The sequence below is a fragment of the Herbaspirillum lusitanum genome, from assembly GCF_026127345.1.
Taxonomy (GTDB): Bacteria; Pseudomonadota; Gammaproteobacteria; order Burkholderiales; family Burkholderiaceae_D; genus Herbaspirillum; species Herbaspirillum lusitanum.
The window spans coordinates 72,082-88,898 of sequence record NZ_QXFG01000012.1; the positions used below are offsets into that span (position 1 = coordinate 72,082).

Genomic DNA, 16,817 nt, shown 5'->3' on the forward strand with positions numbered 1-16,817 from the left:
ATGACCTTGCCCGGCTCACGCCGCTGCTGGATCACGGTGGCGACAGAACGCCGCGCTTCGGCAGGCTGACCCGGAACACGCTTCCTTTCCCTACTTCGCTGCGCACAGTGATCTTTCCCCCGTGTTTGGCGACGATGCCGTAAGAAAGCGAGAGTCCCAGGCCTGTTCCGGTCCCCACGGGCTTGGTGGTGAAGAACGGTTCAAAAATCCGTTCCAGATCGGCTTCGGGAATTCCCTTGCCGCTGTCCTCGACTTCCACCCAGACCTGGTCTTCATCATGGCCGGTCCGCAACACAATGCGGCCGCGCCCCTCGATCGCCTGACCGGCATTGACGAACAGGTTGAGGAACACCTGGTTCAGCTGGAACGGCAGGCATTCGATGTCCGGAATGCCGCCATATTCCTTGACGATTTCTGCAGTGTATTTGAGGTCATGCGACACCACGTTCAGCGTGCTGTCGAGCCCCTGTTCCAGATTCGCCCATTGTTTTTCGGCTTCATCGACGTGCGAAAAAGTCTTCAAATCCTGAACGATGCGGATCACTCGCTGCAGTCCGTCCTGCGACTCGCTGAATACGCTGGCGATATCTTCGCGCAGGAAATCGAGGTCGATGCGCGCCTTATGTCCAGCCAGCGCATGCCGGATTTCTTCCGGCATCTCTGCTTCAGACTGCTCGTAGGCCGACAACAGCACCATGATTTCATCGACGTAGCGCTGTAATGTCCCGAGATTGGAGTTGACGAAGCCCACCGGATTGTTGATCTCGTGAGCAACACCCGCCGCCAGTTGGCCGATCGACGCCATTTTTTCCGATTGCAGCAGCTGACTCTGGGCATCCGCCAGCTTGCGAATCAACTCATCCTGTCGCGCCTTTTCCGATTTCAAGGTTTGGTTGGCGACCGCCAACTGCACACGATCGGCCTGGAACTGCTCCACCGCGCGCGCCATCTCGCCGATTTCATCAGCGCCATGCACCGGCACCTTGCAAAGAGCGTCGCCAGGGTCGCCATGGCGCAGGCTATGACTGACCTTCTGCAACCGCGCCAGCACCTGCCGTCCCAGAAATCCGTGGCCGACCAACCATGCCAGCATCAAGCTGACGACCAGCAAACCGGTGATCCAGCGTTGATTGCGTGCCGACGTTTCGGCCAGCTCCCGGACCGCGACGCGATAGTCCTGCGTGAACCGGGTCGACTGCTGCCGGGCGGAATCCACCAGCGCCTTGGATTGCCGGTGCAGCTCAGCCCGAAATGGCACAACCGGGGCAGCCTCCCGGCCTCCTCCTTGGAGTCGGGCCGGCGGCAGCCTGGGTGTACGCAGTTCACTTTCGCGCAACTGCGCCATGATGTTGGCGGTGTTGCGAAACAGCTGCGCTGCCTGGTGCAAATCGATGACGGCGACGTCGTCGCCTCCCTTGGCCAACTGATCGACCAGTTGATCGACCGCTTCGACATGTTTGACGATCTCCGCGTAACTTGCCGTCGTCGCCGCAACGGAGGATGCGCTTGACAGCAAATAAGCTTCTCGTTCGATCAGGAAAGTCTGCTCGACTAAATCCTGCGCTTGCTGCATCAGCAGCAGACGGTCCTCCGCCAGAGATTTGGTCGCGGCAACGGCGGAATGCAACGCGTATATCGCCGTGAGGCCGCCGGCCAGCATCAGCACCGCAAGGCCCGAAATCGCAAACAGGAATTGGGTCTTCAGCAACCGCGGCCGCCACAGCTGGAAAGCCTTGAAATGCATGCGTCCCTCTCGCCTGCTCAGCGCTGCCAGATACGACGGTAAACGTCGCGGTATGCGTTGTCCGGATCGTATTGCAGCAGCGAGCCGCCGTCGAATGCAATATTGGCCGTGGTCACCAGGTGGACCGGAAACAGGAAACCCGACACCGGACGTTGCGCCAACAACCGGTTCAGTTCATCGACCAGTTGCCAGCCGTGCAGATTGAGCGGCTCGGCAACGGTGCCGGTCTGGAACGTCCCCGCCTGGATACGCAGGAATGCCGCTGCGCTGCCGTCGCCGGCGGACAGCATATCGACGGCATTGCTGGGCAGCCCTGCCTTGGTGAGTTCGATAGCGGCGTAGTCGAAGTAAATGTCATTGATCGCCAATGCATGGGTCCAGCGTTTGCCGTGACGGCGGAGCAGCTCTCTCGTGGCGCCGGGCATCAGTTCCGCGCTGCGTGAAATCGCGACGTCCCTGATTTCCAGCAACGTGCATCCCTTGCAGGCTCTGATGACGCTTGCCATGGCCTCGGCCTTGGCTTTGGCGATCTCGAAACGACTGTCGGTGAAAATCACCACGCCGGCCTTGCCGCGCGAACCGGCCACCGCCGCCATGGCCGTGATGCGTGCGACTTCCAGCGAATCGGTAGATACGTTCATCGCCACCGGCCCCGAGGCCGGGATACCGGCCTGCGGTCCCACATGCCAGCCGACCATGGGAATTTTCTGATTCGCCAGCACCTGTAATTCGGCGTGTGCCTCCTTGGCGTCAATACCGACGAAAATCACGCCTTGCGGCTTCAAACCGGCCACTGCAGCGAAACCGGCGATACGATTGGCGGAAGTCCCCCCAAGATTGATGACTTTGGTGTTCCAACCGATGACTTTGGCCGCCTCGCTGATGCCCTTGACCACGCCCAGAATGCCGCCGTTCCTCAAATCCTCGCTCAGTACCGCAACCGTCACCCCTGCCCGCGCCGACGGTCCCGATTGCGGTCCCGGCCAGGGCTGTCCGTGCACGCTGGCTTTCCCGACCTGTGCCTGCATGTCGTCGAGCCAGGCGGCATCGGCCGCCTCGCTGGTTTTCCCCGCTTTTGCCATCGGCATCGCCGGCCCGGCGGGCTTCGTCTGCGCGTGGCACTGCCCCGCCATCAGGCAGAGCGTCAACGCCACCAATCCAGAATGAAAAGACATGCTCCTCCCGGCTGCTTGTTTATGTGCGATCGCCGACAACTCGGATCACCGTATCGACCACGCCTGTTGCCAGAGTAGTTGTTTCAGCCAAGCCGCGGCATCAGGAAATTCGGAAGTCGTATCTCACGGATTTCCGGATATTCCTTGGCTATCATCGTCGCCGGCGTCGTGCCGGACGGGGAATCGCAGCGTAAACGTCGTCCCCGCGCCCAGGATGCTCGTCACATTGATGCTGCCCTGATGCTTTTGCATGATGCCGTACGCCAACGACAATCCCAAGCCTGTCCCTTGACCGACCGGCTTGGTGGTAAAAAACGGATCGAATATCCGCGACAGGTTCTCCGGCGCAATGCCGGAACCGTTGTCCGCGATTTCTATCTCCGCGTCAGCGTCCACGACCCGGGTCGTGATGGTAATCGTGCCTCGCGCACCATCGATGGCGTGCGCCGCATTCACGACCAGGTTCATGACCACCTGATTGATCTGGCTGGGCAAGCATTCCACATCGGGCAACACGCCGTAGTTCTTGATCACATCGGCTTTGTATTTGATTTCGTTATTCACGATGTTCAACGTCGAATCGATTCCCTGGTGCAAATTCGCCCATTGCCATTCCAGCGCGGTATCGGCGCGCGAAAAATCCTTGAGGTCCTGCACGATCTTCCGCACGCGGGTGATGCCTTCGCGGGATTCGCTCATCAAGGCAGGGATGTCTTCCTTGAGGAAATCGATCTCGACCTCGTCCCGCACCGCAGCCAGCTCCTTCGCGGCAGACTCCGAACTGCGGTCGCGCTCCCGTGCTTCATATGCGCCCAGCATTCTCAGCAACGAACCAATATAGGTTTCGAGGGTGCTGAAATTGGAAAAGATGTAGCCGATCGGATTGTTGATTTCGTGCGCGACGCCGGCCGCAAGCTGGCCGATCGACGCCAGCTTTTCCGATTGCATCAATTGCTCCTGAGTCATGGACAGCTTGCGATTGAGTTCGGTGAGCTCCGCGTTGCGCCGAACCAGCTCCGCCTCGGCTGCCGTGCGCCGCAAGATGTCTTCTTCCATCTTGGCGTTGGTAGCGGCAAGTTCGTGCGTGCGCTTGACGACCAGCATTTCAAGCTCCTGGTGCATGCGTCGCAAGTCCAGCTCTGCCGTCTTCTGGGCGCTGATATCCTGCAGCACCTCGATCGCGCCGACGATCTGTCCGGACGGCGCCCGCAGGGGCGCCGCCGAAAAATACAGCCAGCGGCCGGATTCACCCAGATGAGGGAAAAATCGCTCCGCTTCGACCGCGCCGGGGATCACGACCGAACTGCGAAACTTGTCGTCGTCGTGATAATAGACGCCGACGACGTTCTCGAGCGATCCGGCCACGATGAGATCGGCAAGCACCGGACGTTCGTAGAGGTAAAACGGCTTCCATTGGTTCCTGGTGCCGACCATCTGCGATGCCTGCACGCCCAGCACATGTTCGCACGCCTTGTTCCAATGGGTAATGACGTGATGGCTGTCTATGGCAAATGCGGGAACCGGGCAACCGTCGAAAAACTCGGATATTTGCGGTTCAAGCAAGGCCTGCTGAGGTTGAACAAATGACACGGCGTATTCCTTGAAATGAATAAAATCGGCTGATTATGCCTTTCCCGTCGCTCCGAGAATCGCGCACGCCTCTTCGAATTGCGTTTCCGTTGTTGCAAAAATCTCCAGCAAGACAGATTCTTTCAATGCCAGCCTGTCCCAATCGCTGACCGGAATCGACGGCACGCGGTCGTATTGACCGCCGCTCAGGTCCAGGGCATAGGCGATCGCGTCAGCGACGGCGGCGATCGCTGCAGCATGTCCTTGCGCCGGCGATTCCTCCTTCCCGGAGACCAGCGTCCCGACGATCGCAGCAGGAAATTTCCAATACTCCAGCACCGCCTTCCCGGCCGTTTTGTGATCGATCCCGAATACATGGATCTCCGCCGCCAGCAAATCCTCGTCATGTTGTGCGCATCTTTGCAACACGTCCCGATAGCGCAACGGTGAGCAAGTCGCCAACACCAGCCTGCCGATGTTGTGCAGCAGGCCGGCGATGAAGGACTGGTCCTGATTGGCGTTGCAATGCGCAGCGATCACCTTGGAGCACAATGCCGTGCCGATGGCATGTTTCCAGAAGTGGGCATGATCCAGGTCCTCGCCGGCGTGGTTTGCAAACGTGTCGACCACGGCTGCCGCCAGCACCAGCGAGCGCACGCTGTTGAAACCCAGCACCGCGATGGCATGCGGTATCGAACCAATCTTGCTCTGCATGCCGTAGAACGAAGAATTCGCCAATCGCAGCACTTTTGCCGTCAGCGTCTGGTCGTAGGAGATTTTCTGCGCCAGGGTATGCGTGTCTACATCCTTGTTGTCCAGCGCATGGATCAGCTCCAGGACAATATTTGGCAAGGCCGGCAGGCGTAAGACGGCATCGGCGATATCCTGCTCAGTCACCCCGCTCATGACATCGTCTCCCGCCGATAGCGACGCAGGCATTCGAGCAAGTTCAGGTTCGGCAAGTTGTCCTTGCTATGCATGAACAACTCGTCCAGCCTCGCCAATGAAGCTGCGAGCAAGGCTTCCTTTTTTTCGTCGCTGGGCGGCGCCACGATCTGCACGGCGTGCATGCCGCGCTTCTTCAACGCCTGGATGGACTTGTCGGTGAGCACGCTGCCGGAAGCCATGAGGCACACGCCTCCTTCGTCAAAGACGGCCTGCGCGAGGGTCATCCCCGGCGCGGCGTCATCAAGAGGGATTTCCAGGAAGATAGCGGTGGAAAGCATGGTTGTCAGTCGTCGGTTAGTTTGATCAGGGTCATCAGCTTGCCTCGTGATCGCGAGTTGCGTCCCATCGGATGGGTCAGTACTTTGTAGACCCGGCTGTTGATGTCGACTTCCGCACTGCTGAGATCCCACGCCGGTTCCAGAGCGGGAGCCGCCCCCTCCATTTTCATGCCGAGCAGCAGCATCGTCTCGCCGAACAGCGATTGCGCCGCGGCATTGACGAAGACGATGTTCTTTTCATCATCCATGCCCAATATCGGCGTCGGCAGGTGCTCAAGGATTTCATGGATGATCCTCAAGCTGACTTCATCGGTCTCGATGCGTTCTTCCTGGACCTTCAACAGCTTGTCGAGCTCCTTGTTGGTTTCTTCCAGCGCCAGGTTTGCCATTTGCAATTGCTGTTGCAATCGGAGATTTTCGTCCGCCATTTCCTTGCGCCTGAACGCTTCCGCCACGTGGCCACGCAGTTGCCCGTCATCCCACGGCTTGGTCAGAAATTTATACACCGCGCCTTCATTGACCGCATCCGTGACCGACTGCAATTCCGTATAACCGCTCAACACGATCCGTACCGTGTCGGGATAGGATTCTTTTGCCAGACGCAGAAATTCCACGCCGGTCATGCCGGGCATGCGCTGGTCGGTAACGATCACGTCCACCGGCCCGCTTTTGAGCGCCTCCAGCGCTTCCTGGCCGTTGTTGGCGGTGACGATGTCGTATTTGTCCTGACGCAGCAAGCGCTTCAACGCCGACAGGATGTTGGTCTCGTCGTCTACCAGCAACAAGGTCCGCGGCGACCGTTCAGCGACTATTTGCTCCAGCATGATGTTGACCTTCGGATGAGTGAACTGAGAGGCTATGCCGCGTTGTCCAGGATCTTGACCGATATCTCGAGCGACGATCCGTCGAGCTGCTCGAACTTGCGAATCTGCAAGATATTGTTGGCGGTGATGGTGGCATCGCGCACAATGAGCAGAACGCCATCCTTGGTGCGCAGGTCCTGCGCCAGCTGCATGCCGACTTCGAGGTCGCGCGACTTGATGTCGCGCGCGCGTTCCGCCACGGCGGAATCGCCCTCTTCGACCAAGGCGATGAAATTCAGCACCACCTCCGGATCATAGCGGTGACCGCTTTGCGATTTGATCAGCTGGACGGCTTTGTCGAGCGGCAGCGGCAACGTGGCAATCGCGCCGGAACGCAGCGCCTCGAAATCGCGCGCGACCGCCAGAATGCGCGAGCCAAGAGGGATGGCCTCGCCGCTCTTGCCCTCGGGAGTACCACGCCCGTCGTAGCGCTCATATTGATACAGGATCAAGTGACCGACCTCGTCGAAGGCGCTCACCGGCGTCAGCACCATGTGCCCCTTCACCGGATGCGCCATGAAGCTGCGCGACTCTTCACCCGACATCTTTTCCAGCGGCTTGCGGATCAGCTCGTCGGGCAGGCCGATCTTGCCGATCGCATGCAGCAGCCCGGCGATCGACAGATCCTGCAACTGTACGTCATGCAATTTCAATTTTTTCCCGAGCTTGCGCGACAGCGCGCTGACACGATCCGATTGCCCGCCGAGCATTCCTGAACGGAGTTCGATCATGTTCGAGAAGACTTTCAGCATCGTCAGGAAATTGAGCTTGATCTCATCCTGGCTGTTTTCCAGGAACATCACGGTCTGGCGGATTTCTTCGGTACGCGCCTGGACCTGCTTTTCCAGCCGCGCATTGAACGTCTGGAGCTCTTCGTTCTGCTTGCGCACAAGTTCGTTGAGCCGCACCGCTTCTTTTTTCAAATGTTGCTGTTCCAGCGCACGCTGTATCGTCAGCAGGAGATCCTGCTCGTCCCACGGCTTCTGCAGATAGTGATAGATGCCGCCGTCATTGATGGCGGAAATCGTCGCCGTGATTTCAGAATAGCCGGTCAGCAAGATCCGCATCACCTCAGGAAAACGCTCCTTGGCCTTGCCGAGAAACTGGGCGCCGCTCATCTCCGGCATGCGCATGTCGGAGACGATCAGGTCCACCGGATGTTCCTCCAGCAAGCGCAAGCCGTCGGCGCCGCTTTCTGCGGTGATCAATGTGTATCCCTTCGGACGCAACACGCGCTTGAGGGACGACAAGATGCTGGCCTCGTCGTCGACCAGCAGGACCACCGGCGGCGGCGATGCATTTTCCGTATTCGTATCAGTGGCGGCAATAGCGATATTCGACATACAAGATCCTCTTGACTATATGCGTTGGTATTTCAACCAGCGTCCTGCTGGAGTGTTTCCTTGATCTGAGTCACCGGCAGACACACGGTAAAACACGTGCCTACGCCAACCTCGCTCTGGACATCAATGCGACCGCCATGCTTTTGCACGATCCCATAAGACAGTGACAGACCGAGCCCGGTGCCGCTGCCGATGGGCTTGGTCGTGAAGAACGGTTCAAAGATGCGCGACAGGTTTTCCGGAGGAATACCACAGCCGGTGTCCTCCACCTGGATGTAGACCCAATCCTCTTTGCATTCCGTCCGAATGCGAATGGTGCCGCGCTCGGCGAATGAATGCGCGGCATTGACCAACAAGTTCATGAATACCTGATTCAGCTGCGACGCCAGTCCCTTGATCAATGGCAGCTCGCCGTATTGCCGCTCGATCACGGTCTTGTATTTCAGCTCGTTGTTGGCGATCGTGATGGTGCTCTCCAGACCTTTCCGAATGTCCACCATTTGCCAATCGCTTTCACCCACATGGGAAAAATCCTTGAGCGACTGGACGATGTCCTTGACCCGTTTCAGGCCCTCCAGCGATTCGGTGATCAACTCGACCACGTCGCCTTTGAGGTATGCAAGATCGGCGCTGGCGCTCAACTGCCGCGCTTGTTGCCGCAAGTCCTCGCCCAGGCTGTCATCCGATAGCAATGCATCCTGCCGCACGATGACCTCCAGCAACTGGTCGACATAGGTCTGCAACGATTTCATGTTGGAACTGACAAACCCGACCGGGTTGTTGATTTCGTGCGCGACGCCGGCGGCAAGCTGGCCGATGGAGGCCATTTTTTCCGACTGCAGCAATTGCTCTTGCGCTTCCTTCAGCTTGTTGATCAGGCTGCGTTGCTCTTCGCCGGTGCGCTGCAATGCCTCTTCCATCAATTTGCGTTCCGTGATATTGGTCAGCGAGCCGATGACTTCGACCGGGTTGTTATTCTCGTCGCGGATCAGGCGCAAGCTGTCGTGCATCCACAAGTACCGTTTGTCCTTGGTAAGAAAACGATATTCATAGGCGCGCTCGCCTTCCACGAACAACATGGCGAGGCTGGAAAAAATGTCCGGCGCGTCGTCAGGATGAATGTGATCGAACCAGAAATTGGGATCTGCAACCATCTCCTTCGGATCGTAGCCCAGCACGCGGGAGGCGTTTTCGCTGACGAAGGTCATTTTGAAATCGCCCGATGGCACACTGCTGTAAATAATTGCCGGGGTGTTGGCAATCAGGTATTCAAATCGCTGTGCGATATTCACCGGCGCGACGTCGGCCACCCTGTCGGCCGATGACAAGGGGCTCGATTCAAACGTTTCGAATTGTTGTGTCATGAGAACTATGCGAAGGCCCTGCGAACGTCCGTCAACAGTCTTAACAGGCACAGCGGTGACGCCGGAGCCGAACTTGATACTTTCTTATTTTCTCGACTTTGGATTCCCCTTGCTCAACGATACTTACGTTGATAGATCACATTATTATCAGTAAAACTACTGCTCGGCAATTCAATTTTCTTCTGCGTTGTCTTTCACTTCTTATCGGAATAACATAGCTCAACAAAACCTACCGCACTGGTTGCTATTGAAATGTCGCGCGTTGCTCATTGGTTCATTCTTCTTTCATAGGCACCATGTACAAAGCAGCCCTTTCAGAACATCCGTCTTACTCGGAAGAGAACCTCCGGATCATTTTTGTCGAGGACGTCGTCGACGATGCCGAGTTGGTCCAGCAGGAACTGCGCCGCTCCGGTCTCGCGCCTTCCCTGTTGCGCGTGGACACCGAGGCCGATTTTCTGACTGCCCTGCAGACCCCGGCAGACGTGATCCTGTGCGACTTTTCCCTGCCCAACTTCGACGGCATGGCCGCGCTGAAAATTACCCGCGAACAATTTCCTCACGTCCCCTTCATTTTCGTTTCCGGCACCATCGGCGAGGAACTTGCCATTCAGGCATTGCGACAAGGCGCTTACGACTATGTATTGAAAGACAACATTGCGCGTTTGCCATCTTCGGTCCGGCGTGCGCTGCAGGAATCCCACCAACGCGCGATCCGGCGCAGGACCGAGGAAATCCTGTCTGCGGAAAGCAAACTGTTGTCGGCGGTCTTCGACAGCGCCGGTGCCGTCGGCGTCATGCTGGATGCACAAGGCCGCATATTGCGTTTCAACCAGGCTGGCGAAAAAGCCACCGGCCATGCGAGCGACGACATCCAGGGGCTTTGCTTCTGGGATATCTTCTTCCCCCCGACGCAAGCGCAAAGCGAAAAAGAGCGCTATCTGAGCGCTGATCGCTCGGCCTTCCCGCTGCAGTTCCAGAACCAATGGTTGACCAGGAACGGACAAATCCGGACGCTGCTCTGTTCGCTCAGTATCTTGGAGAATGACTACTTCAAGACCGTCTTCATCCTGAGCGGCATCGATATTACGCAATGGCAGGAAGCGGAAGAAAGAGTCTATCGCCTTAGCCATTTCGACCAGATCTCGGGATTGCCGAATCGGGCGGTCTTGCGCGATCGCCTCGAGCAGGCGGCATTGCGCCACGATCCGGAGGCAGGTTCGGTGGTGCATATCCTGGTGGAGCTGAATGGACTGGCGCGTCTGCGCGATGCACTCGGCGCCCAGGCCGGGGTCGCGCTGGCAATCGCCATTGCCGGGCGATTGCAGGCATGGAAACCGCCGGGACCGACCACCATCGCACAATATGCCGATCGCGTCTTCGCCGTGCTGATCGAACACGTGAAGCGGGAAGACATCGACGCAGTCGTGCAACATCTGCTGCGCACGCTCGAAGCGCCCTATTCGATTCCCGGCCAGGAGGAGATCCATCTCCAGCCGAAGATCGGTATTGCGCTTTATCCCGACGATACCCGGTCGGCCGAATCGCTGTTCCATTTTTCCGAGGTGGCCCTGCATCGTGCGCAAGGCAATGCGTATGAGCATACCCACTTCTATACCCGCAGCTTCAATCAGGAAATCGCCGCGCGCCACGTCCTGGCCAACCAGCTGCGCCAGGCCATACAGCGCGAGGAACTGGTCTTGCACTACCAGCCTCAGGTGTCGTTGAAGAACGGGAAAATAACCGGATTCGAAGCACTGGTGCGTTGGCGCCACCCGGAGCGGGGCTTGCTGTTGCCCGCAGAATTCATCGCACTGGCCGAGGAGTCCGAAACCATCCTCGTATTGGGCGAGTGGGTACTGCGCGCCGCCTGCCGTCAATGCAAGCAATGGCAAGACCAGGGCCTGCCGCCAGTGACCATCGCCGTCAACCTGTCCGCGATGCAATTCAATGAACAGAACCTGCGCGTGCTGGTCGGCCACATATTGGAAGAATCCCGGCTCGACGCCCGGCATCTTGAACTCGAGCTGACCGAAAGCGTGTCGATGGATGATCCGGAAAAGAGCATTGCGATCATGGTCCACCTGCGCAAGATCGGCGTGACGTTGTCGATCGACGATTTCGGCACCGGATACTCGAATCTCGGTTACCTGAAACGTTTCCCCGTCGGCCGGCTGAAGATCGACAAATCTTTCGTGCGCGACCTGGTCAATGATCCTCACGACCTGGCCATCTGCCGGTCCGTAATCGCACTGGCGAAAAGCCTGCGCCTCGAGGTGATCGCGGAAGGCGTGGAAACCATCAATCAACTCAAGTTGCTGCATGCGGAAGGCTGCGACAAGATCCAGGGCTATTATTTCAGTGCAGCGATGTCGGCTGAAGAATGCACATCGTTTCTCGCGCGCGATGTTTCCTTGCCGCTGGATGCCATCCGTCGCCTGCCGTATGCGCGTTCGCTGCTGATCGTCGACGATGAAGTGAATATCCTGTCCGCGCTGAAACGGGTACTGGGCCGCTCCGGCTACCAGATTTTTACCGCCAGCAAGGTCGCCGATGCATTCGACATCCTGTCCCGCCATCACATCGGCGTGATCCTGACGGATCAGCAAATGCCGGACATGCCGGGCACGGAGCTGCTGGAAAAAGTCAGGTTCATGTTTCCCGACACCGTGCGCATCATGCTGACGGGTCAGGCCAGCCTGGACGCGGTCACACAGGCGATCAACCAGGGCGCCATCTATAAATTCCTCGTCAAGCCCTGGGACAACACACAACTGGAAGCCGTCATCCACGAGGCTTTCGAAAAGTTCGAAGCGACGCTGCGCCCCTGATTCACCCTGGCGTCGCCGGCGGCCTCATTTCCTGCAGGCAAGCTCGCCGCCCCTCCGTCCCCGCTGTCATATAATGGCGGCCCTACGGCGCAGATAGCCGATCATCTCTATGACCCTGAAAACTTTGCCTCCCGCCGGTACGGCAACGCCCGGCATCCGGCTCGAATCGGTCACGCTGGCGCGCGGCGACCGCGTCGTGCTGGAACACATCGACCTGCACCTGACCGAGTCGCGCATCGGCCTGGTGGGTGATAACGGCGCCGGCAAGAGCAGCCTGTTCCGCCTGATCTGCGGGCTGGACCAGCCGCACAGCGGCCGCGTGAGCGTGCACGGCTGCCGCACCGACGAGGCGAGCCAACGCCGCCGGCTGCCGCAGCACGTGGGCCTGATGTTCCAGAATCCCGACGACCAGATCATCTTCCCGACGGTGGCGGAGGAGCTGGCCTTCAGCCTGACCGCCGCCGGCGTCGGCAAGCAGCAGGCGCGGCAACAGGCGCGCGACTTCCTCGCCGCACGCGGCTTGCCCGACTGGGCCGGGCGCGCCGTCGGCGAACTGAGCCAGGGCCAGCGCCAGCAGGTCTGCCTGATGGCGCTGCAAATCACCACGCCGGCCACGCTGCTGCTGGACGAACCGTATTCCGCGCTGGACCTGCCGAGTCAGTTGCGCCTGTCGGCGCAGATCGCCGCCACCAGCCAGCAGATCATCCTGTCGACCCATTTGCTGGATCATGTGCAGGATTTTGAACGCGTGTTGTGGCTGGACCAGGGCAAGTTGCGCGCCGACGGGCCCGGCCGCGACATTTGTGCCGCCTATGCGCAGGACGTACACGAGCGCGCTGCCCGCGATACCGCCGCAGAAATTTTGCAAGAAGTTCTGCAACCTGCAGCGCAGGCCGACGCGACGTAATGCGTAGCCTCTATTCGACACGGCGCACCTGGCTGCATGGCGTACCCGCCTGGCTCAAACTGGTCGCGCTCTCGCTAGGCGGCACCGTGCTGATGCTGACCGCCGACGTGCGCGGTATTGCCATCGCCGCCGCCGTTGTGCTGGCGCTGTTTGCCTCGCTCGGTCCGGCCGGCTGGCGCCAGTGGCGCATGCTGCGCGGCCTGCTGATTGCGTCGGCGCTGATTGCCGGCTTCCACTGGGCGATGGGCAATCCCGCCGTCGGCCTGGTCAGCGCGCTGCGCATCATGGCCGCCGCCATGCTGGCGCTGATGCTGACCATCACCACCCGCTTCGACGATTTGCTGACGGTGCTGGAAACCATCCTGTCGCCGTTGCGCCGCTTCGGCTTGCCGGTCGGACGCATTGCGCTGGCGATCGGACTGACGCTGCGCTTCGCCGAGAATTTTTATGCGCAATGGCAGCGCCTGGACGACGCCCATCGCGCGCGCACCGGCCGCAGCGGCGGCCTGCGCCTGCTGGCGCCGCTGGCGATACGCGCGCTGCAGACGGCTGAACGCGTGGCCGATGCGCTCGCTGCGCGGCTGGGCGGCTGACTATTTTTCTTTCATGAGAGACCCATCGATGACGACCACTACCGGAACCATGACCTCTACCCGTTCGCTTTCCTATATCGCCCTGTTTGCCGCCGTGATTGCGGTATTCGGCCTGATCCCGAAAATCGACCTGCCGTTCGGCGTGCCGATCACGCTGCAATCGCTGGGCATCATGCTGGTCGGTTGCCTGCTCGGACCGAAGCGCGCGTTTTACACGGTCGGCCTGTTCCTGGTGGCGGTGGCGCTGGGCTTGCCGCTGCTGTCGGGCGGCCGCGGCGGCGTCGCCGTGTTCGTGGCGCCGTCGGCCGGCTTCCTGCTGGGCTGGCTGCTCGGCGCGGCGGCATGCGGCGTGTCCATGCGCCTGTTCATGAAGCGCATGCCTGAGGCCAAGGGTAAAGGCCTTCTGATCGCCGCCTTCCTGTCGTCGCTGATCGGCGGCATCGTGGTGATGTACTTTTTCGGCATCCTCGGCCTGATGCTGGTGGCGCACCTGAGCGCCACGCAGGCGACGCTGGCGATGCTGGCCTTCATCCCCGGCGATCTGGTCAAGTGCGCGGTCTGCGCCGTGCTCGTGCAAAGCGTCGTGCGCGGCATGCCTTCCTGGCGCCTGGACCGCGACTGATGCCGGTGTTCGACACCGTCCACGCGCCGCTGGCGCATTGGGCGGAAGCGACGCCGCGCACCGTGGCAATCGATGATGGCGTCACGCGTCTTGATTTCGCGGCATTGGCGCAGCAAGTCGCCGCGCGTGCGGCGGCGTTGCGGCAATCCCATCCGTCCGCGGTCTGCTGGGTTGACGATGTCCCCGACGCTGCTGCGCAACTGCTCGATTTCCTCGCCATCCTCGCCGCCGGCCGCACCGCCGCCGTCAGCGATCCCGACTGGCCGCCTGCGGTGCGCGAACAAATCCTGGCGCGCGTGGCGGCCGGCGTCGGCGCTGAAACTGCGCTCGCCAAAACCACTTCTTCTTCCCCGTTTTACATCGGGTTCACCTCCGGCAGCAGCGGTTTGCCCAAGGGATTCCGCCGCAGCCACGGTTCGTGGACCAGCAGTTTCGACATCTGCCTGGAGAGCTTCGGCGCCGGCGCTGCCGCCACCATGCTGGTGCCGGGCCGGTTGTCGCATTCGACTTTCCTGTTCGGCGCCTTGCTGGGCTTGTGGAGCGGCGCCGGCGTGCGGCTGCAATCGCGCTTCGCGCCTGGCCCTGCGCTCGACACGCTGGCCTGCAGTGGCGACCAAGGCGCCGGCGCCATGGTGGCGGTGCCCAGCCAGCTGATCCTGATGCTGGAACTGGCGCAACGGCGCAAATTGCCGGCCATGCCCGGCGTGCAATTGCTCATGATCGGCGGCGCCCCCTGGAACCGCGCCCGTACGCCGGAGCTGCGGCAACTGTTTCCGCAGGCCCGCATCATCGAGTTCTACGGCGCCTCGGAAACCAGCTTCATCGCCTGGACCGACAGCGACGCCAGCCTGCCCGACCACGTCGTCGGCCGCCCGTTCAGCAACGTCGAGGTGCGCATCGATGCGACCGCTCCCGATATACCAGGATTGATTTACGTGCGCAGCCCGATGGTGTTTACCGACTACGTCACGCTCAGGGACAGCGACGAACAACCGGCGCTGCTGCGCGATGGCGACTGGCTGTCGGTGCGCGACGTCGGCCATCTCGACGAACGGGGTCGCCTGCATCTGCTGGGCCGCCAGCAACGCATGCTTCTGGCGCAAGGCAAGAATCTGTTTCCCGAAGAAGTGGAAAGCGTGTTGACCACCCATCCCGCCGTGGCGGCTGCATCGGTGCAAGGCATTGCGGATGCGGTGCGCGGCGTGCAGATAGCGGCGCTGCTGAAAGTGACCGACCCCGTCAGCCCCGAGGCACTGGTCGCATGGTGCCGCGAGCGTCTCGAACCTTACAAGATTCCGCGCCGTTTCTACACCTGCAACGACTGGCCGCTCACGCCCAGCGGCAAGACCGATCACAAGCAACTGGCGCAACGACTCGACGATCCCGCCATGCCGACGCTGACGACACGATGAATGACGCCGTCATCCTCGGCTGGGGCCGCAGCGCGGTGACGCCGCTCGGCGGTGCGCTGTCGCAGTTGCAGCCGCATGAGATTGCCGCGCCCGTGGTGCAAGGCATCCTGCAGCGCTTCGGTATTCCCTTGAACGCCATCGACGCCGTGATCGCCGGCAACGCCATGGGTGCAGGCGGCAACCCGGCGCGCATGCTGGCGCTGGCCGCAGGTTTCGACGACCGTACTCCGGCCTTGTCGGTCGACAGCCAATGCTGCGCCGGACTCGACGCCATCGCACTCGCGCACGGCATGCTGGCCTCCGGCAACGCCGACGTCGTCATCGCCGGCGGCGTCGAAGCATGGAGCCGCGCGCCGATCCGCCAGCATCGTCCGCGCCATGCCGGTGAGGCAGCAACCATCTATGACAGCCCGGCCTTCGCTCCCGATCCTGCGCGCGACCCCGGCATGCTTTTGGCGGCTGCGCGTCATGCGCTGAAAGCCGGCATCACGCGCGAGCAACAGGAGGCCTGGACAGTGCAAAGCCACGCACGCGCCGTCGCTGCGCGCACGCATATCCGCGATGAAATCATCGCCATCGGCGCCGCAACGCAGGACAGTTATCCTCGCGCGCTGGACCAGCGTCATCTGGCGCGCATGCCGGTGGTCGCCCTGTCCGATGACGACAGCGTCGACGAAGCGATACGGCAACGCCACGCCATCAGCCGCATCGCCGTCTCGCCGAGCGCCGACGGCGCCGCCTTCGTGGCGATCGCCACGCGCGCCGCCGCACGTCGCCTGAACCTGCATCCGCATTTTGCGTGGCGGGCCGGCGTCAGTGTCGGCGCCCTGCCCGAAACACCGATGCTTGCCGCCATTGATGCCGCACAGGCGGCGCTGGCGCGCAGTGCGAACGGAATCGACGACCTGTGGGGAGTGGAGTTGCACGACGCCTTCGCGGCCCAGGCAATCGCTTTTTGCGAGGCGCTGGCGCTAACGCCGGCGCAGCTCAATCGGCACGGCGGCGGAGTTGTACGCGGCCATCCGATCGGTGCATCGGGCGCGATCAGCCTGGTGAGATTATTGGCGGACATGCAGCTGCAGGCGCCGCACGGTGCGTTGGGACTGGCGGCGATTGCTGCGGCAGGCGGCCTTGGTGCGGCGGCCGTTGTCGAGCGTTGCTGAAGACT

Annotated in this window: 14 protein-coding genes; 6 read left to right on the plus strand and 8 right to left on the minus strand. The window is 60.8% G+C overall.

Annotated elements, in window-relative coordinates; translation table 11 throughout:
* Positions 1-31: 31 nt before the first annotated feature.
* From DXT88_RS17920 to DXT88_RS17960, 8 genes are all read right to left on the minus strand, one after another.
* The gene (locus tag DXT88_RS17920) at positions 32-1,660 is read right to left on the minus strand and encodes an ATP-binding protein (RefSeq protein ID WP_407649377.1); all 1,629 of its coding nucleotides are present in this window, start codon (positions 1,658-1,660) and stop codon (positions 32-34) included.
* A 101-nt stretch (positions 1,661-1,761) separates the two neighbouring features.
* Positions 1,762-2,919 carry a substrate-binding domain-containing protein gene (locus tag DXT88_RS17925; protein ID WP_265215443.1) on the minus strand — a complete coding sequence of 386 codons (1,158 nt, stop codon included), beginning with the start codon at positions 2,917-2,919 and terminating at the stop codon, positions 1,762-1,764.
* A gap of 123 nt (positions 2,920-3,042) precedes the next feature.
* The gene (locus tag DXT88_RS23420) at positions 3,043-4,509 is read right to left on the minus strand and encodes an ATP-binding protein (RefSeq protein ID WP_269147430.1); all 1,467 of its coding nucleotides are present in this window, start codon (positions 4,507-4,509) and stop codon (positions 3,043-3,045) included.
* A gap of 33 nt (positions 4,510-4,542) precedes the next feature.
* Positions 4,543-5,394, minus strand: coding sequence for an HDOD domain-containing protein (locus tag DXT88_RS17940; protein WP_265215444.1), 852 nt, complete (start codon positions 5,392-5,394; stop codon positions 4,543-4,545).
* Positions 5,391-5,714: a hypothetical protein gene (locus DXT88_RS17945; protein ID WP_265215445.1), complete on the minus strand. Its 324-nt coding sequence runs from the start codon at positions 5,712-5,714 to the stop codon at positions 5,391-5,393. The genes DXT88_RS17940 and DXT88_RS17945 overlap by 4 nt, the downstream gene beginning before the upstream one ends.
* Before the next feature lie 5 nt (positions 5,715-5,719).
* Positions 5,720-6,538 carry a response regulator gene (locus DXT88_RS17950; protein WP_265215446.1) on the minus strand — a complete coding sequence of 273 codons (819 nt, stop codon included), beginning with the start codon at positions 6,536-6,538 and terminating at the stop codon, positions 5,720-5,722.
* 32 nt (positions 6,539-6,570) lie between these two features.
* A complete protein-coding gene (locus DXT88_RS17955) occupies positions 6,571-7,920 on the minus strand; it encodes an HD domain-containing phosphohydrolase (protein ID WP_265215447.1) in 1,350 nt (449 codons plus the stop codon).
* 32 nt (positions 7,921-7,952) lie between these two features.
* Positions 7,953-9,284 carry an ATP-binding protein gene (locus DXT88_RS17960; protein WP_016835522.1) on the minus strand — a complete coding sequence of 444 codons (1,332 nt, stop codon included), beginning with the start codon at positions 9,282-9,284 and terminating at the stop codon, positions 7,953-7,955.
* A 296-nt stretch (positions 9,285-9,580) separates the two neighbouring features.
* Here DXT88_RS17960 and DXT88_RS17965 point away from each other — a divergent pair, with 296 nt between their 5' ends.
* The 6 genes from DXT88_RS17965 (at position 9,581) to DXT88_RS17990 (ending at position 16,812) form a co-directional block, all read left to right on the plus strand.
* A complete protein-coding gene (locus DXT88_RS17965) occupies positions 9,581-12,115 on the plus strand; it encodes an EAL domain-containing protein (protein ID WP_265215448.1) in 2,535 nt (844 codons plus the stop codon).
* Positions 12,116-12,224: 109 nt separating this feature from the next.
* Positions 12,225-13,022, plus strand: a complete 798-nt coding sequence (locus tag DXT88_RS17970; RefSeq protein WP_265215449.1) for an energy-coupling factor ABC transporter ATP-binding protein — start codon at positions 12,225-12,227, stop codon at positions 13,020-13,022.
* The gene (locus DXT88_RS17975) at positions 13,022-13,615 is read left to right on the plus strand and encodes an energy-coupling factor transporter transmembrane component T family protein (protein ID WP_265215450.1); all 594 of its coding nucleotides are present in this window, start codon (positions 13,022-13,024) and stop codon (positions 13,613-13,615) included. Before DXT88_RS17970 ends, DXT88_RS17975 begins: the two co-directional genes overlap by 1 nt.
* A 28-nt stretch (positions 13,616-13,643) precedes the next feature.
* A complete protein-coding gene (locus DXT88_RS17980) occupies positions 13,644-14,237 on the plus strand; it encodes a biotin transporter BioY (protein ID WP_265215451.1) in 594 nt (197 codons plus the stop codon).
* Positions 14,237-15,649, plus strand: a complete 1,413-nt coding sequence (locus DXT88_RS17985) for an AMP-binding protein (protein ID WP_265215452.1) — start codon at positions 14,237-14,239, stop codon at positions 15,647-15,649. The genes DXT88_RS17980 and DXT88_RS17985 overlap by 1 nt, the downstream gene beginning before the upstream one ends.
* On the plus strand, positions 15,646-16,812 hold the full coding sequence (locus DXT88_RS17990; RefSeq protein ID WP_265215453.1) for an acetyl-CoA C-acyltransferase: 1,167 nt from the start codon (positions 15,646-15,648) through the stop codon (positions 16,810-16,812). Before DXT88_RS17985 ends, DXT88_RS17990 begins: the two co-directional genes overlap by 4 nt.
* The last annotated feature ends 5 nt before the right edge of the window (positions 16,813-16,817 follow it).